The organism is Actinoplanes sp. KI2, assembly GCF_025630775.1.
Taxonomy (GTDB): Bacteria; Actinomycetota; Actinomycetes; order Mycobacteriales; family Micromonosporaceae; genus Actinoplanes.
The window spans coordinates 29,335-45,462 of sequence record NZ_JAOSZE010000028.1; the positions used below are offsets into that span (position 1 = coordinate 29,335).

11 protein-coding genes and 1 riboswitch are annotated in these 16,128 nt (G+C 71.9%); of the genes, 5 read left to right on the forward strand and 6 right to left on the reverse strand.

Annotation, left to right across the window (positions count from 1 at the left end; all coding sequences use genetic code 11):
* Positions 1–12: 12 nt before the first annotated feature.
* Positions 13–1,293, reverse strand: coding sequence for a threonine/serine exporter ThrE family protein (locus tag ODJ79_RS28075; RefSeq protein WP_263026593.1), 1,281 nt, complete (start codon positions 1,291–1,293; stop codon positions 13–15).
* Positions 1,274–2,629: a dipeptidase gene (locus ODJ79_RS28080; RefSeq protein WP_263026594.1), complete on the reverse strand. Its 1,356-nt coding sequence runs from the start codon at positions 2,627–2,629 to the stop codon at positions 1,274–1,276. The genes ODJ79_RS28075 and ODJ79_RS28080 overlap by 20 nt, the downstream gene beginning before the upstream one ends.
* 217 nt (positions 2,630–2,846) lie before the next feature.
* On the opposite strand from ODJ79_RS28080, the gene ODJ79_RS28085 reads away from it, so the two are divergent.
* The 3 genes from ODJ79_RS28085 (at position 2,847) to ODJ79_RS28095 (ending at position 6,101) form a co-directional block, all read left to right on the forward strand.
* Positions 2,847–4,334, forward strand: a complete 1,488-nt coding sequence (locus ODJ79_RS28085) for an MFS transporter (protein WP_263026595.1) — start codon at positions 2,847–2,849, stop codon at positions 4,332–4,334.
* Positions 4,335–4,444: 110 nt separating this feature from the next.
* Complete coding sequence (locus ODJ79_RS28090) at positions 4,445–5,398, forward strand: RNA polymerase subunit sigma-70 (RefSeq protein ID WP_263026596.1); 954 nt, start codon at positions 4,445–4,447, stop codon at positions 5,396–5,398.
* Between the two features lie 22 nt (positions 5,399–5,420).
* Positions 5,421–6,101, forward strand: a complete 681-nt coding sequence (locus ODJ79_RS28095; protein WP_263026597.1) for an SDR family oxidoreductase — start codon at positions 5,421–5,423, stop codon at positions 6,099–6,101.
* On the opposite strand, the gene ODJ79_RS28100 is transcribed toward ODJ79_RS28095, so the two are convergent.
* On the reverse strand, positions 6,081–6,701 hold the full coding sequence (locus tag ODJ79_RS28100; RefSeq protein WP_263026598.1) for a maleylpyruvate isomerase family mycothiol-dependent enzyme: 621 nt from the start codon (positions 6,699–6,701) through the stop codon (positions 6,081–6,083). The two genes, ODJ79_RS28095 and ODJ79_RS28100, sit on opposite strands and share 21 nt — an antisense overlap.
* A 320-nt stretch (positions 6,702–7,021) precedes the next feature.
* Between ODJ79_RS28100 and ODJ79_RS28105 the strand changes: the two genes are divergently transcribed.
* Complete coding sequence (locus tag ODJ79_RS28105; RefSeq protein ID WP_263026599.1) at positions 7,022–7,579, forward strand: DUF4190 domain-containing protein; 558 nt, start codon at positions 7,022–7,024, stop codon at positions 7,577–7,579.
* A 149-nt stretch (positions 7,580–7,728) separates the two neighbouring features.
* On the opposite strand, the gene ODJ79_RS28110 is transcribed toward ODJ79_RS28105, so the two are convergent.
* The 3 genes from ODJ79_RS28110 to ODJ79_RS28120 all read right to left on the reverse strand — a co-directional run bounded on the left by ODJ79_RS28110 (position 7,729) and on the right by ODJ79_RS28120 (position 14,712).
* Positions 7,729–8,148: a VOC family protein gene (locus tag ODJ79_RS28110; RefSeq protein WP_263026600.1), complete on the reverse strand. Its 420-nt coding sequence runs from the start codon at positions 8,146–8,148 to the stop codon at positions 7,729–7,731.
* A gap of 5 nt (positions 8,149–8,153) precedes the next feature.
* On the reverse strand, positions 8,154–13,292 hold the full coding sequence (locus ODJ79_RS28115; RefSeq protein ID WP_263026601.1) for a diguanylate cyclase: 5,139 nt from the start codon (positions 13,290–13,292) through the stop codon (positions 8,154–8,156).
* Positions 13,293–13,392: 100 nt separating this feature from the next.
* Positions 13,393–14,712 (reverse strand): L-serine ammonia-lyase, encoded by a 1,320-nt coding sequence (locus tag ODJ79_RS28120; RefSeq protein WP_263026602.1) that lies wholly within the window; start codon positions 14,710–14,712, stop codon positions 13,393–13,395.
* 129 nt (positions 14,713–14,841) lie between these two features.
* Positions 14,842–14,934, reverse strand: a riboswitch (glycine riboswitch).
* Between the two features lie 187 nt (positions 14,935–15,121).
* Here ODJ79_RS28120 and ODJ79_RS28125 point away from each other — a divergent pair.
* Complete coding sequence (locus tag ODJ79_RS28125; RefSeq protein ID WP_263026603.1) at positions 15,122–16,093, forward strand: glutamate-cysteine ligase family protein; 972 nt, start codon at positions 15,122–15,124, stop codon at positions 16,091–16,093.
* Positions 16,094–16,128: the final 35 nt, after the last annotated feature.

Below are 16,128 nucleotides of genomic sequence, written 5' to 3' on the forward strand. Positions count from 1 at the left end.
GAGCACGTGCGCTCACGACGGGATCCGAAGCCACCCCAGCGATCGGGCCAACGAGCGATAGAGCGGGTAACCGCAGAGAACGCCGAGTGCGATGGCGATCATCGACCACACCGTGCCCAGCAGATCCTGGGCCGCCGCGACCGCGTCCTGACCCAGATACTCGGCCACGCCGATCAGGCCGAGGGCGCCCGGAACCAGCAGCCAGAAGGCCGGCAGGAACGACACCAGCGCGGGTGGACCGGACGGTCGCCGCTCGACGAAGTACGCCACCGGCGTCATCACCAGCGCGCCGAAGAATCCGCTCAGGTACCCGCCGAAGAGCTGGCTTCCGAGGTACTGCCCGATCCACGCTGCGATGAGCACCAGCATCAGCCACGGCAACGACCGTTTCGGAGCGGAGTGATATAGGTACGTGCCGAGCCCGACGACGAGCACCCCGAGCCACGGCGCCCACCAGCCAATCAGGTTCTGCGGGCTGTCGATCAGCTCGTCGGCGGCCGGCAGACCCACCACCTGCGCGCCCGCCGTGATCCCGAACGCCAGCAGCATCAGTTGCAGCGCCCCCGAGACCAATCGGCTCGCCCCGGTGACCATCTCGCCGGCCGACAGCTCGACGACCGACATGGTCAGGGCCGCGCCGGGCAGGAAGGTCACCAGCGGTGCGATCATCGCGCGCAGGTCGGCGTCCGCCCAGCCCGGTCCGGCCAGCAGGAACGTGATCGAGGAGACGATGAACGCCACCGTCACCGGCATGATCAGTTGCAGGCTGGGCCACCGGCCGCCGACCAGTTTGAACGCTCCCACGATCAGCCCGAACAGCGCGGCCAGCACCATGTCGCCCCAGGTCGGCTGGAGCACGAGGCAGATGCCGGCGGTCAGCACGGCGTGGCCGAAGATGGTCAGTGTGCGACCGAATCGGGGCCGCATCTCGACGATCTCGAGCACCCGCGCGCTGCCCGCCTCCGGCGACACCGCGCCGTCCTTCGCCTCGCGAAGCAGCTGGTAGAGCGCCGCGGTCTGGTCCAGCCGCAGAACGCCGCGCAAGGTGCGGGTGGGTTCCAGCGTTGCCGCGCGCCCGGGTTCGAGCGCGATCTCCAGGTACGTGGGGAGCACCGCGACACGCGCATGCGGTGCGCCGTAGGCCGCGGCCACCGCCATCAAGTGGTCCTGGATCTCGTTGACCGCCGCCCCGGCAGCGGTCAGGCCGCTGCCGAGGAACAGCAGGAACCGCAGTAGTGAGCGCTCGTCGGGGCCGGCGCCGGAGCCGGCCCGTTCAGCGCCGGCTGGCTGCATAGTTCTTCAGGAACAGCGCCTCCACCAACGCCATGTGCTCGATCTCGGACGGATCGACGCTCTCGTTCGGGGCATGGATGAGACAGCGCGGCTCCTCCACGCCGATCAGCATGATCTCGGCGTCGGGGAAGGTGTCCTGGAAGACGTTGCACAGCGGGATCGATCCGCCCTGCCCCTCGACCAGCGCCGTCCGGTGGTAGGCCTGCTGCATCGCGCCGGTCAGCGTGTCGTACGCCGGACCGCTGGTGGAGCCGCTGAACGGCTCGCCGTCGGCCTCGCGCTCGATGTGCACCTTGGCGCCCCACGGCGCGGCCTGCTCCAGATGGGCGATCAGGGCGTCCTGCGCCTTCTTGGCGTTCATCCCGGGCGGCACGCGCAGGTTGATCCGGGCACGGGCGTGCGGCTGGATCGCCGCCGACGAGCCGACCACCGGCGGGCAGTCGATCCCGAGCACGGTCACCGCGGGACGGGCCCAGACCATGTCGGCGACCCGCCCGTTGCCGAGCAGGCGCACGCCGTCGAGCACGCTCGCGTCCTCCCGGAACTGATCCGGCGGGTAGTCGGCACCCGGCCAGACCTGCGTCGACTCCAGCCCGCGTACGGTCGAGTTGCCCTGGTCGTCGCGGAGCGTGGAAAGCATCTGGATGAGCGCGGCGAGGGCGTCCGGCGCCGCGCCGCCGAACATGCCGGAGTGCATCGGGCCGGCCATCGTGTCCACGCTGACCACGACGTTCGCGAGGCCGCGCAGGGTGCTGGTGACCGCGGGCACGCCGACCGCGAAGTTGCCGGCGTCGCAGACCAGGATCGCATCCGATCGCAGCAGGTCGGCGTGCGCGGGCACGAACGCCTCGAGCCCGCCGGTGCCCTGCTCCTCGGAGCCCTCCCCGACGATCTTCACGGTGACCGGCAGATCGTCGCCGAGCGCCCGCAACGCGGTCAGGTGGGTGACGATGTTGCCCTTGCAGTCGGCGGCACCCCGGCCGTACCACCGGCCGTCGACCTCGGTGAGCTCCCAGACCGGGGTGTTCCAGGCCGAGTCGTCGAGCGGCGGCTGCACGTCGTGGTGGAAATAGAGCAACACCGTGGGCGCGCCCTCCGGGCCCTTCCGCTCGCCGCAGACCGCTTTGCTGCCGTCCGGCGTCTCGTACGCCTGGACGTCGGCGAAGCCCGCCTCCCGGAACGTGCCGAGCAGCCAGTCGACCATCGCGTCGCACTCGCTCGGCGGGAACTGTGCGGCGTCGTGCACGGATTTGAACGCCACCATGGCGGCCAGGTCGTCGCGCGCCCTCGGCATCAGCGACTTGATTCGGTCCCGGAGCACCTCGTCGGCTACCACAGCGACTCCCCTTCCGACGTTTGACGGAGTTGCGGCTGCGCCGGTCGTCTACGCCCGCGTTCACGCGGCCCCAGTCTCGGGGCGGTGGCGCCTGATGGTCATCATTCGCGACGGATGGGGTTTCCGGCGCGGGCGGGCGGATCATCCGCGCCGGGCGATGTGCCGGTCTTGATGGTTGCGAAGACTGGCGAGCATCCGACTCTCCAGGAGGCAGAACATGGCCGAGCTGGACGCGAAGACCGGCACCGGCAAGGCCGCCGGTCTCGGAGTGCTGATCGCCGCCTGCGTGTCGACCCTGGTGGTCAACGCGAACACCTCGGCGGTGACCATCCTGCTGCCGGCGATCAGCGAGGACACCGGCACGCCGGTCTCCACCCTGCAGTGGGCGGTGACCGGCTACATGCTGGTCGGCGCCGCGGTCATCGTGACCTCCGGAGCACTCGGCGACGTGTTCGGCCGCCGCAAGATCTTCCTTGGCGGCCTGCTGCTGTTCGTGGCCTCCTGCGTGCTGATCGCGCTCTCCACCTCGGGTGCCGGGGTGATCGCCGGCCGGATGATCCAGGGCGCGGCCGGCTCGACGATCCTGGCCTGCGGCATGAGCCTGCTTTCGGTCGACTCGTCCGGCCCGGCGCAGATGAAGGCGATCACGCTGTGGGGCGCGGCCTCGGCCGCGGGCGGCGCGGCCGGCCCGCTGGTCGGCGGCGTGCTGGTGGAGTCGACCGGCTGGCAGGGCCTGTTCTGGATCGACGCGGCGATCGCGGCCGCGTGCATCCCGGTGACGCTGTTCATGGTGAAGGAGTCGAGCGATCCGAACCGGTCGCGTTCGATCGACTGGGCCGGGACGGTGCTCATCGCGGTCATCCTGGTGCCGCTGGTGCTGGCGCTCAGCGAGGGCGGGGACTGGGGCTGGGCGTCGGCCGCGACGCTGGGGTGTTTCGTGCTCGCCGCGCTCGGCGTGGTCGGCTTCGTGCTCGCCGAGAAGCGGGTCACCGCGCCGCTGGTCGACCTCGCGCTCTTCCGCAACCGGGTGCTGGTCGGTTCCACGATCGCGATCCTGCTCGTGGCCGGCACCATCAACGGCCTGATGTACGTGCTGAGCCTCTACTTCCAGGACTCGGCCGGGTTCTCGATGAGCGCGCTGCAGGCGGGTCTTGCGACACTGCCCGCGGTGGCCGTGATGATTGCGATCACGCCGCTGATCACCCCGGTCGCCGTGAAGATCGGTTCGCGGCAGGCGGTCGTGCTCGGCTTCCTGCTGTCCGCGGTCGGTTTCGCGGCGCTCGGCTTCGCCAAGTCCTCGTGGACCTACGGGTACTTCGTGATCCCGCTCGTGGTCATGGCGATCGGTCTCGGGCTCGCGAACGGGCCGGCGTCGTCCGCGTCCACCTCCGCGGTCGAGCCGTCCGAGGTCGGCCAGGCGTCCGGCATCTCCAACATGGCCCGGTACGTGGGCGGCTCGCTCGCGACGGCCGCCACGGCGACGGTCTACACGGCGGCGATCGCCAACCACAAGGCCGCCGGGGCGAGCGACGCCGACGCCCTCGCCGCGGGCCTGTCCCGGGCCGCGATCCTGATGGCCGTCATGGCCGCCGCCGGGGTCCTGCTCGGGGCGGTACTGGGACGGTTCCGCGGTCGCAAGGAGGCGCCGGCGATCAGCGCGGCCGCGCATGCGCACACGATCGCGCTCACCACCCAGAGCGATTGAGTTCGCCCCGGCAGGGAGTTCCCGCCCGTCGAGGCGCGCGACAGAATCTTCCGTGTCGGCCCGGTGAGTTCTTCCGCCGGGCGGATCGATGCCTGCGGAGGGGTGCGCGCATGGTGGAGCCGGCGTTCGTCGACGAGGCCGGGCCGCTGCGGCGAGAGATCCTGGCGCATTGCTATCGGATGCTCGGATCGGCGGCGGACGCCGAGGACGCGGTGCAGGAGACGTACCTGCGGGCGTGGCGCGGCTTCGATCGGTTCGAGCGCCGGGCGTCGATGCGAACGTGGCTGCACCAGATCGCCACGAACGTCTGCCTGCGCTCGCTCGAACAGCGCGAGCGACGCTTCCTGCCCGCCACGCTGGGCGGCCCGGCATCCGACTGGAACGCCGCCGTCCGGGCTGCGCCTGCGGAAACGCCGTGGCTCGGACCGCTTCCGATCGATCCCGCCGAGGCGGCCGGCGCGCGCGAGCAGGTGCGGCTCGCGTTCGTCGCCGCATTGCAGCACCTGCCGGCGCGGCAGCGAGCGGTCCTGATCCTGCGGGACGTCGCGGACCTGCCGGCCGACGACGTGGCCACCGTGCTCGACACCACGACGGTCGCGGTGAACAGCGCACTCCTGCGCGCTCGTGAGCGCATGTCGCGGGAGGCGCCCGATCCGGCCGAGATGAGCGAGCCGACCACTCCGGAGATGCGGGCCCGGCTGCTCCGGTACGTCGACGCGTGGACCCGCGCCGACGTGGGTGCCCTGGCCGCGGTGCTCCGGGAGGACGTCATCCTGGAGATGCCGCCGGTAGCGACGTGGTTCGCCGGGCGCGGGCCGGTGCTCGGCTTCCTCGGCGCGCACGTTTTCCGCGAACCGGGATTCTTCCAGGTACGCCCGGTCGCACCGCCGGCCAACGGCCAGCCCACGTACGCGGTATATGTCCACGACGAAGCGCACGCGCTGCAGGTGCTCGATCTCGCGCCGGGCGGCGTCCGGCGGATCCACGCCTTCCTACAGCCGGAGCTCTTCCCGATTTTCGGGCTGCCGGTGAATCTGCCCGCCGGCCGGGATCTCCATGACTGAACCGACAGTTGTGGAGGAACCGATGACAGGGATCGCGGGACGGTCCGTGGTGGTGGTCGGCGGCAGCCGCGGGCTCGGGCTCGGCGTGTCGAAGGCGGCGAGCCACGCGGGAGCACACGTGACGGTGGTGTCCCGCTCGGCGGTGACCGGGTTCGCCCATGAGCGGGGCGACGCCACCGACGAGGCATTCGCCGACAAGGTGCTGTTCGCGCACCGGCCGGACCTGCTGGTGATCACGGCGGGGGCGATCCCGGTGATGCGGCCGCTGAACGAGCACACCTGGGCGACGTTCTCGGCGAACTGGCAGGCCGACGTGCGGATCGCCTTCGGCTGGCTGCGAGCGGCGCTGCGGCTTCCGCTCGCGGCCGGGTCCCGGGTGATCGTGTTCGGCAGCGGGGCCGAGCTGCGCGGGTCACCGCTGAGCGGCGGCTACGCGGGCGCGAAGGCGACCGTCCGGCTGATCACGAGCTACGCGGCGGCCGACGCCCGGGACCTGGGGATCACGATGACGACCGTGCTTCCGGTGGTCACGCCCGGCACGGTGATCGGCAACGCGGCGATCCGGGCGTACGGCAACTCGGCCGGCCCCTCGCCGCTGACGCCGAGGTCCGCGGGCGACCGCATCGTGGAGTTGGCCACCGCGCCCACACTGGCCGGTGCGTACGTCCTGAGCGGCGAGGGGTTAACTCCGCTCGCGAAGTAGCGGCACACCGTCGCCGGTCAGGTCCTCGGTCGCCACGACCCGGCCGGTCATCGCCAGCACCAGGGCGACCAGCGGGCCGGCCGCCTCCGGGCCGTCGCCGTGGGTCCAGGTCGCGTCGGTGGCGCGCAGTCTCAGCCCGGCGATCCGGTTCTTCGCGCCGATCAGCATGTTGCTGCCGGCGTAGAAGTGGGCCACCGCGACCACGTGGTCGGCCGGGTGCTCGCGGTAGCCGCCGAGCGCCCGGAAGATGTCCTCGCCGTGCACGATCGTCTCGCCCAGCCAGGAGGTCGCCGGGCCGGGCGGGGCGGACCGGGCGTCCACCAGTGCTCGGTAGAGCGCCACCAGCTCGCCGTTGTCGTGCCCGTCCAGGACCTGGCGGATGGCGGCGGCGGTCATCGCGTCGAACCGGAAGCCGCTGGCGATCATCCGGCCGAAGAACTTCGGTGGCGTCATCCGAGCGGTCGCGATCAGGTGCGCGACCACCTCCCGCACGGACCAGCCGGCGCAGAGCGACGGACGGTTCCAGGAGTCGCCGGACAGCTGGTTCAGCGCGTCGGCCAGCGCGGCGCGTTCGGTTCTGATCGCGTTCCAGGTGTCCATCGACCACATCCTGCCAATCGGGGCGGCGGTGAGTGGCCATCTCACCCGATCGCGGTCGTGCCGAAGGTGAGACGCCGTCTCACGAGGTAGCGGCCCTGGTCGGATCATGGACTTGAGCTTCGGGAACGGCCCGAGCGACCCCTTTACTTGTGGAGTCAAGGAACGCCCCGCCCGGGGGAACGAGGCGGATTCGGGCCGAAAACCACATCTCTGGTCAGTCTATTTAGATGGATAACAATCTGACACGGGGCTGAAGAATGGCTGTGAAGCCAGTACCGTCGCGGGGCGCTCACCAACGCAATTAACGGGATGGGAATCAAGTGTCGATCAACGAGCAGCTTCCGCCGCAACCCGGCCAGAACTACAACTACCCGGCTCCCCCGACGCCCCAGCAGCCGCAGGGCCGCAGCGGTCTGGCCGTCGCCGGGTTCATCCTCGCCATCATCGCCGCGCCGATCGGGTTCATCCTCAGCCTGATCGCCATCTTCAAGACCGGCGCGGGCAAGGCGAAGGGTCGCGGCCTGGCTGTCGCCGGTGTCATCATCTCGCTCGTCCTCATGGCCGGCGGCGTCATCGTCGGCGCGGTGGTTCTCAACTCGACCTACCTGGACCCCGGCTGCACCGACGGCAAGGCCGCGATCATCAACAACGCCAGCACGACGCCCAACGCCGCCACGATTCAGAAGACCATCGACGAGCTGAACGCGGCGGCCGCGAAGGCAACGCACGATGAGGTCCGGGACGCCATGACGACGCTGGCCAACGACTACCAGAAGGTGCTGGACGCGGCGAAGACCGGCAGCGTTCCGCCGAGCCTGCTGGACCAGGTCAACAAGGACGGCGAGAAGATCGACTCGCTCTGCACCATCGGCGGCTGACGAAGCGCCACCACGGCAGCACCGGCGCCCGCGGGCCGGTGCTGCCGTTTCCTTTCCGGTCAGACCAGCTCGGCGAAGAACGCAGCCGGTCCTTGGCCGAACCGGTCGCCTGCTGCTCCGGCACGCACGTGATCGGAGGCGGACCGGGATCAGGCGACGAAGATGCAGAACGGGTGGCCGGCGGGGTCGGCGTAGACGCGCAGCGGCTCCTCGGGATCGGCGCTGCGGTCGTAAATCATCCGGGCACCCAGCGCGAGGGCCCGGTCGTGCTGCGCGTCCAGCTCGGCGACGTTCTCGACGGTGGTGTCCAGGTGCATCTGCATCGGCACGGCGTCGTCCGGCCAGGTGGTCGGAACAAGGCGATCGACCTGTTGGAACGCCAGCTGCGGACCACCCTGCGGGTTCTGCAGGACCAGCCAGTCCTCGCCGCGCTCGTCGGGGTCGCCGGCGGCGGGCGGTTCGTCGCCGGGCCGGTACTGCAGGCCGAACAGCTTGCGATAGAACTCGGCGAGCCCCCGGATGCTGGTGCCGTCGAGGACCACCTGGTGGATCGTCGGGTATCGCGTCATATCCCTCAGCAAACCACGACTCGGTTCCGCCCGCTCTCCTTGGCGCGGTAGAGGGCCAGGTCGGCGCGGGCCAGCACCTGATCGAGGCTGGCGTCGCCGGGTTCGAGCTGAGTGAGGCCGACGCTGATCGTGATCGGCAGCGGGCCGGCCGCGGTCGGGATCGGGGTGTCGGCGACCGCGTGGCGCATCCGCTCGGCCAGGTCCGGCGCGGCGTCGTGGTGATCGGGAAGGACCACCGCGAACTCCTCTCCGCCGTAGCGGCCGAGCACGTCCGAGCGGCGGATGCTGGCGCGGACCCGGGCGGCCACCTCCCGGATGACCTCGTCGCCCACGCCATGACCGTACGTGTCGTTGACGCTCTTGAACTTGTCGATGTCGAGCATGACGGCGGCGAGGTCGCGCGACCCGCGTGCGGCGGCCGACACCAGGGCGGTGGCGATCGCGTAGAAGTGCCGGCGGTTGTGCTGGCCGGTGAGCTCGTCGGTGGTCGCCAGTTCCTGGACGCGGCTGAACAGGCACGCGTTGAGGTAGGCGCTCATGCCCTGGGTGGCGAGCGACGAAGCGATCTGAATCGCGGTCTCGTCGAAGTCGTCCGCGCCCAGAACGACCAGCCCGCTACGCCCGTCGCGGCTGTCCAGGGGTACGACCAGCAGCGTCTGCCCCGATATCTCGGGTATGTCGCCGGCCGGCACGACGGCCGCCGTCAGCACCGACGGCAGAGCGGCCGGGAAGGGGCCGCCCAGCACGGCCGGATCCACCTTGCCGACCACCTCGGTCACGACCGATCCGTCCGCGCTCAGCAAGCATCCCGACGAGGCGTTCAACTGGGACGCGAGCATGCCGAACAGCACGCTCAACAACCGCGACGGATCGTGGATGCCACTCAGCTCGGCCAGCGACGAGCGGAGCATCTCCGCGAACGCCTGCTGCTGCTGAGCCGCCGCCACCGCCAGGTGCAGCTGCGCCGCCCGGGCGGTCTCGAGCGAGACGGCGACGTGGCTGGTCACGCCGATCAGGACCTCGACGTCGTTGTCGGTGAAGATGCCCCGGGCCATCCGGCTGTCCAGGTAGACGACGCCGAGCGTGTTCCCCTTGAACTGCACCGGCACGACCATGATGCTGCGCAACCCGTGCACGACCGCGCTCCGCGATCCGAGCGCGGCGCCCTGCTCGGTCCCGGTCAGCACCAGCGGCTCCCCGCCGAAGGCGACCCGCCGCACGAGCGTCGCGCCGTAGGCGGTCGTCGGCTCCAGGTCGGTGCCGTCCGCGCCCCGGCCCGCGAACGGCACCGGCTCCCCCGCCTCGTCGAGCAGGAAGAACAGCGCCCGTTCCGCACCCAGGATGCGCAGCATCTCGTCGAGCGCGACCCGGGCCAGTTCCTGCGGGTCGAGCACGGTCGCCGCGGCGGCGGCGACCTGCTGCAACGCCTCCAGGCGACGGTTGCGCGGCGCGTCCGAGCGGCCCACCACCGTACGCCGGTTGGTCGCCGACCCCTCCTCGGCGGCGAACTCGGTCCGTGCCTGCCGCCGGCGCGACTCCCACCCGTGGAAGCCGGCCAGCGAAATCGCGATCCGTGCCTGCCGATCGGATTCGTGGGTCAGCCCGAGCGCCCGGAACGACCGCGCCCGGATCCGGGCGACCTCGAAGTGCACGAGCGGCGCGTCGGTCATCCGCGCGACGTGTTCGGCCTTGTCGGTCCATTCGATCGCCTTGTGCAGCTCGCCGAGCTGCTGCGCGAAGGCCCCGGTGGCCAGCAGATACGCCGCATCGAGCAGCGGCGAGCTCTTCCGCACGCGCCGCAGATCGGCCAGCGCTTCACGGGCGGCCGCGATCCGGGCCGGACGCAGCTGTTCGGTCGCCATCCGGATCTGCGTCATCCGGGCCTGCGCCTGGTACACGTAGAACCACTTGTGCTGCGTCATCATGTCCCGCAGCCGCAGCCCGAGATCCTGGAACTCCGCGGCGATCGCCTCGAACGGCTCGCCGAACTCGCCCTGCTCGACCGCCGCGCACGCGGCCGCGACGAGCATGTTCGCCCTCTGCACGGTGGTGCCTTTGCCGGGTGGGAGCGCGGCGCGCAGGTCGGCCAGCGCGGCGGCGGACTCCCCCGGCCGGCCCAGCATCGCCGGGATCATCACCGAGAGCATGCTGAACGAGGTGCCGCGGATCAGCTTCGGATCGCCGAGCCGGCGCAGCCCGCGCTCGTACTCGGCCTCCGCTTCGATGGCGTACCCGCGCAGCAGCAGCCGGATACCGATGGTGGCGTGACCGGGCAGGAGCTGGGCCGGACCGAACCAGCGCGCGTTGCGGGTGATCGCCTCCTCGAAGGCGGTGCCGTCGTCGAAGCCGCCGAACAGCAACGCGCACCCGCGCACCCACTCCACGTAGGCCACCAGCGCCGGGTCGCCGAGATCGTTGGCGACCGAGGTGGCCCGGTCGAGGCAACGATCGGCGGTGCCGCGCAACTTGGTCACGGCGGCGACGTAACCCACCAGCGCATAGACGCGCACGTACTCGGGGCACGGACCGAGCCGGTTCACCGCGTACATCGCCCGCATCGTGAGCACGCCGGCCTCGCGCAGGCGCAGGCCGACCGCGGCGGCGTAGCCGCCGGCGTCCAGGGCGGCGGCGAGCGTGGCGAGATCGTCCCGGCGCTGGCCCGCCGCCGTTCCGAACCCCCATCCGGTACGCCGCACGGCGCCGCCGGCGAGCCCGATGCCGATCGTCGACGCGAGCAGCGCAACGCCCTTGCGTGGCAGCGGCCGGCCCACTTCGGTCAGCGCCGCCGCGGTCGCGGCGAGGGCCTTCTCGTCGTCCCAGAGCGTGTGGTGCAGCTCGATCTCGGTGATGAGCAGGTGGGCCCGGGCCCGCCGATCGGTCTCGGCGACGAGGGCCCGCTCGATGGTCGCGCCCGCCTCGGCGTACCGGGACGCGCGCAGATAGGCGAGCGCGAGCGGGTGCAGCACGGCGGTCTCCGGGGCGGGGTCGCCGTCCAGGGCTTGCTCGAGGTAGCCGACGGCCTGGTCCGGGGCCAGGTCCGCCAGGGCACGCAGGCCGGCGGCCAGCGCACTGCGGCGACGCGCCTCGGCCGGCACCTCGTCGCCGGCCCGGCGGTGGTGGCGGGCCACGGCGTACACGTTGTCAGGGTCCTGCAACGCGCTGGGCAGGCTCTCCAAGGCGTCCGCGAGCGACGCGTGCAGCCGGCGCAGCCGCTGCTCGCCGACCCCCTCGAGCAGGGACTCGCGCAGCATCGGGTGCAGGAAGACGTACCAGCCGCCGGGCCGCACCTCGACGATCCGGCGCTCGACGGCGGCACCCACCGCGGCCACCACCCGGTCCGCCGGACCGCCCGCGGCGATCAGCGTCTCGGTGCGGAAGCGCGAACCGGCCACCGCCGCGACGACCAGGACCTCGCGGTCGGCCTCGGCGAGCGTGGCCAGCCGGGAGGCGAGCAAGGCCCGCACGTCGTCGGCGGCGGGCAGCGCGTCGGCGCCGGCCGCGTCGAAGTGCCAGGTGCCCCAGAGCGGGCTGAGCAGCCCGGCGTCGAGCAGGCGCAGCAGGTACGCGACGACCGCGAGCGGCGTGCCGTCGGTACGCCCGGTGATGTGCGCGACCAGGTCGGCGGGGACCGCCGCGCCGGGCAGCCGGGAGGCGATCAGCGCTGCCACGGCGGGCGGCTCGAGCGGCATGCAGTCGATCTCGAGGTCCGGATGCACGGCAACCGGCACGCCCGCGCCGTCCCGCTCGGTCAGCAGCACCAGCACCGGCAGTCCCGCCAGATCGGGCACGAGCTGCTCCAGCACCGCGCGACTGCCCGCGTCGAGACAGTGCGCGTCGTCGCAGATCAGTAGCAGTCCCTTGTGGGCCTTCGCCAGCTCGGCCAGGAACGTGGCGACCGCGGCGAACACGTGGTCGTCGCGCGCCTCGGCGGCGCCGGCCTCACCGACCATCGCCTCGAGTCGCGGGATGACCCGCGCGACCAGCGCCGGGCCGGCGACCGCGGCGGCGTCCTGGACCCGCTGCTCGGCCTCGGCGCGGGCCGGGCCGGCGAGCAGAGCGATCGCCTGCAGGTAACCGTCGATCGCCGTGCGCAGGGTGGCGAGCGGCAGCGCCTCGTCCTCCAGGCACCCCGCGCGCAGCACCGGCACGTCGTCGGCAAGCGTTACGGCCTCCTGCGCCAGCCGGGTGCGCCCGGATCCGGCCGGTCCGCGAACGACGGCGATGCCGCCGTGTCCGGCACGCGCCCGGTCCCAGCGGGCGGCAAGCTGGGCGCGCTCGGCGTCGCGCCCGCAGAGCGGCCAGATCGACGCCGCGGCCGTTCCGCCGGCCTCACCGGGAAGGGCCGACAGGAAGGCGGCGGCGTCCGGGTAGCGGTCGTCCGGGTCCTTGCCGAGCAGGCGGGTAACGACCGCGGCCAGGGCGGGGTCGAGTCCGGGGCAGAGCTCGACCAGATCCGGTACGGGCGCCGTCAGGTGCAGCCGCAACAGCTCGCCGACATCATCGGCCTCGAACGGCAGCCGCCCGGTCAGGCACTCGAAGAGCACCACGCCGAGCGAGTACAGATCCGATCGCCCGTCGACCGGGCGCTTGAGCATGCCGGACTGCTCGGGCGAGGTGTAGAGGAAGGTTCCGATCGCTCGATCGTCGTCGCCCTGCTCCGCTCCGAGCTGCGCGAGACCGAAGTCGATCAGTTTGGCCGGCCGGCCCGGCGGCATCATGATGTTTCCGGGTTTCACGTCCCGGTGGACCAGGCCGACCCGGTGCGCCGCGGCCAGGCCGTGGCCGAGCTGGCCGGCGAGCTCGACGACCCGCCCCGCCGGCAGCGGCCCGTGGGCGAGCGTGTCGGCGAGCGAGCCGCCGGGCAGAAACTCGAGAACCATGGCGGGTGCGCCGTCGAACCGGCCGGCGGCGTGGATGAGCGGCACGCCGGGGTCGTCGATGCAGGCGAGCAGCGCGGCCTCGCGCTGGAAGGCGATGAGCAGGCCGGGATCGTCGGCACGCTCCGCGTTGGGCCGTTTGAGCGCGTACGTGTCATCGCCGCGCCGGACCCGGTGCACGGTGGTGAACGCGCCCCGCCCCAGCTCGCCGTCGACCACCAGATCGGTCAGCTCCGCCGCCCGGCGCACGCTGTCCTTGTCACTCACTGGCACCCACTCCGCAGCTGTCGGTTCTTAGCCCTATTCGGCAACCGCCGCGCGAAGTTAACCCGACGTCAGACCCTCCATGCCTGACTTGTCACTAAAATCAGCATTCGACCACAGTTACCGCCAGACCGCCTAGAGATGTCTCCTTGTACTTGGTCGACATGTCCCGTCCGGTTTCGCGCATCGTCCGGATCACCATGTCCAGCGAGACCCGGTGGCTGCCGTCCCCGCGCAGCGCCAGCCGAGCCGCGTTGATGGCCTTCACGGAGGCGATCGCGTTCCGTTCGATGCACGGCACCTGCACCAGGCCACCGACCGGATCGCAGGTCAGCCCGAGGCTGTGTTCGAGCGCGATCTCGGCCGCGTTCTCGACCTGCGCCGGCGTACCCCCGAGAACCTCGCACAAGCCTGCCGCGGCCATCGCGGCGGCCGAGCCCACCTCGCCCTGACAGCCCACCTCGGCGCCGGAGATGGACGCGGCGCCCTTGATCAGGATGCCGATCGCGGCCGCGGTGAGCAGGAAGCGGACCACGCCGTCGTCGCCCGAGCCCGGCACGAAGCGCCGGTAGTAGTGCAGCACCGCCGGGATGATCCCGGCCGCGCCGTTGGTCGGGGCGGTCACCACCCGGCCACCGGCCGCGTTCTCCTCGTTGACCGCCAGCGCGTACAGGTTGACCCAGTCGATCACGTGCAGGGGGTCGTCGGCGTCCGGGCGGCGCACCAGATCACGCCAGATCTGCGGCGCCCGCCGCCGCACGCCGAGCCCGCCCGGCAGCACACCCTCGGCCTGCAGGCCGCGCTCGACGCAGGCACGCATGACCCGCCAGATCCGCAGCAGTTCGTCCCGGATCTCGTGGTCGCTGCGCCAGACCCGCTCGTTCTCGAGCATCACCTCCGACAACGGCCGGCCATGAGCGAGCAGATCCGCTCCGGAGGCGAACGGGAGCGGCAGAACGGCCGTGTCCACCGCCGGCTCCTCCCCCTCCTCGACCACGAACCCCCCGCCGACCGAATAGAAGGTCCGCTCGGCGAGCGGCAGTCCGTCGACGGTCCAGGCCGTGAAGGTCATGCCGTTCGGGTGGTACGGGAGGCTGCGCCGCCGGTGCAGGATCAGCTCGACCGGAACCTGCCGTTCGCCGGCCAGCCGGACGGTTCCGCTCCGACTGATCTCGGCGAGGCGCTCCGGCATCTCGGCGACGGAGACCGTCGCCGGGTCCTCCCCCTCCAGCCCCAGCAGCACCGCGGCGTCGGAGTGGTGACCGCGGCCGGTGGCACCGAGCGATCCGAACAGCTCGACCCGGATCCGCCCGGCCTTGGGCACCTCGAAGGCAAAGCGACGCGCGGCCCGCATCGGCCCCACGGTGTGCGAGGACGACGGACCGATTCCGATCGAATAGAGGTCGAAGGCGCTGACCGGCACGAAAAGGCTCCCCTCATCAAGGGTGGCCTCCCCGCTCTGTCATGGATACCTGAGAGCTTCGCCGCCGCGGATTCCGGCGGTTTGCACCGTGGGTGCGGGACCAGGTCGTCCCGGCTTTCCAGAGGCGCCTGCCATGCGACGGTATCGGGGCCTGAGAGATTCCCGGGGAGGATTTGCTCCTTCGGCGCCCCGGCGTGACCGGGGCTCTCCCGCCGTGGTTCGTTCGGCGCGATCTTCGGTTGTGCTCACGAGCGTGACAGCCCGAGGGGGCGGGCGTCAACCCGCTCAACTACGGCCGGAAGCTGCCGAACATGGGGTCGGAATCCGTCCGGCTCCCGATCTGGGCATTCCTAGCTAGCAGATAGGAATGCTATGCTCGCCTCCCCTTCCGGACCACGTGAGGCGCCCCGTGACCACCTTGACCGAACACGCCGCCGAACAGCTCATCGCCGCAAACGCGTTCGCCCCTGCCCCGCCCGGCTTCGTGGGCGCCGCGGTCGACGTGCCCGCGCCGCAGGTGCGCGGCCGCCATGCGCTCCGGCACGGCTTCCTGAAGCCCGGATCACCGCGGTCGGCGATCGTGAGCGGTCCGCCCTCCCCCGGCCTCGCGGTCTGCCTGGCCCGGATGACCGACGACCTGCGCGCCGCCCGCCCGCTGATCGCCCCGCCCGGCGACCGGTTCTCCCCCGAGGCGGGCATCCGGGTCGGCCTCGAGGCGGGCCTGGAGGGCGGCGGGATTCTCGGCCTCGCCCGCCGCTGGCGACTGGCGCACCGCCTCGCCCCGGTCCTGGCCGCCGCCTTCGCGAACGCTCCGGCGGCGGGCCTGCGCAGCATCCGGCAGGCGGGCCGTAAGAACCTGCCGGTGGTTCCGCCAGGCGATCCGCGTCAGGCGTGGCTTGCGTACGCGATGAGCACCCCCACGCCGGCCGGCGTGTCCCTTCGCGACCGTTTCCGCGCCGGCGACGCCCCCACGGCCACCGAGCTGGCCGATCACCTGGACGCCCTGCGCCCGCCGGTGGCCGCCCGCGGTCATCTGGAACTCGACGTGGCCGACGCCCAGCCCGGCGACGGGTGGCGTCTTCCGATCGCGGTGGCCGCCGCGCTGCTCGACGATCCGCGGGCCGCCGCGCAAGCCGAGATCGCGACCGATCACCTCGCATCCGAGCCCGGCCTGTGGGAGCGAGCCGCCCGGGCCGCCCTGACCGACCCGGTGCTGGCCGCCGCGGCCCGCGACTGCTTCCTGGCCGCGTACGCGGCGCTGGCCCGCCAGGGCGCCGCCCGCTCATTGCGCGACGCCGTGGCCGATTACACCGAGCGCTACGTCCTGCGCGCCCGCACCCCGGCCGACGACATCCTCGACCACCTGACCGCACGCCCCTGAGCCCCTGACCGCCATTTGTTCGCGGCTATTTGTTC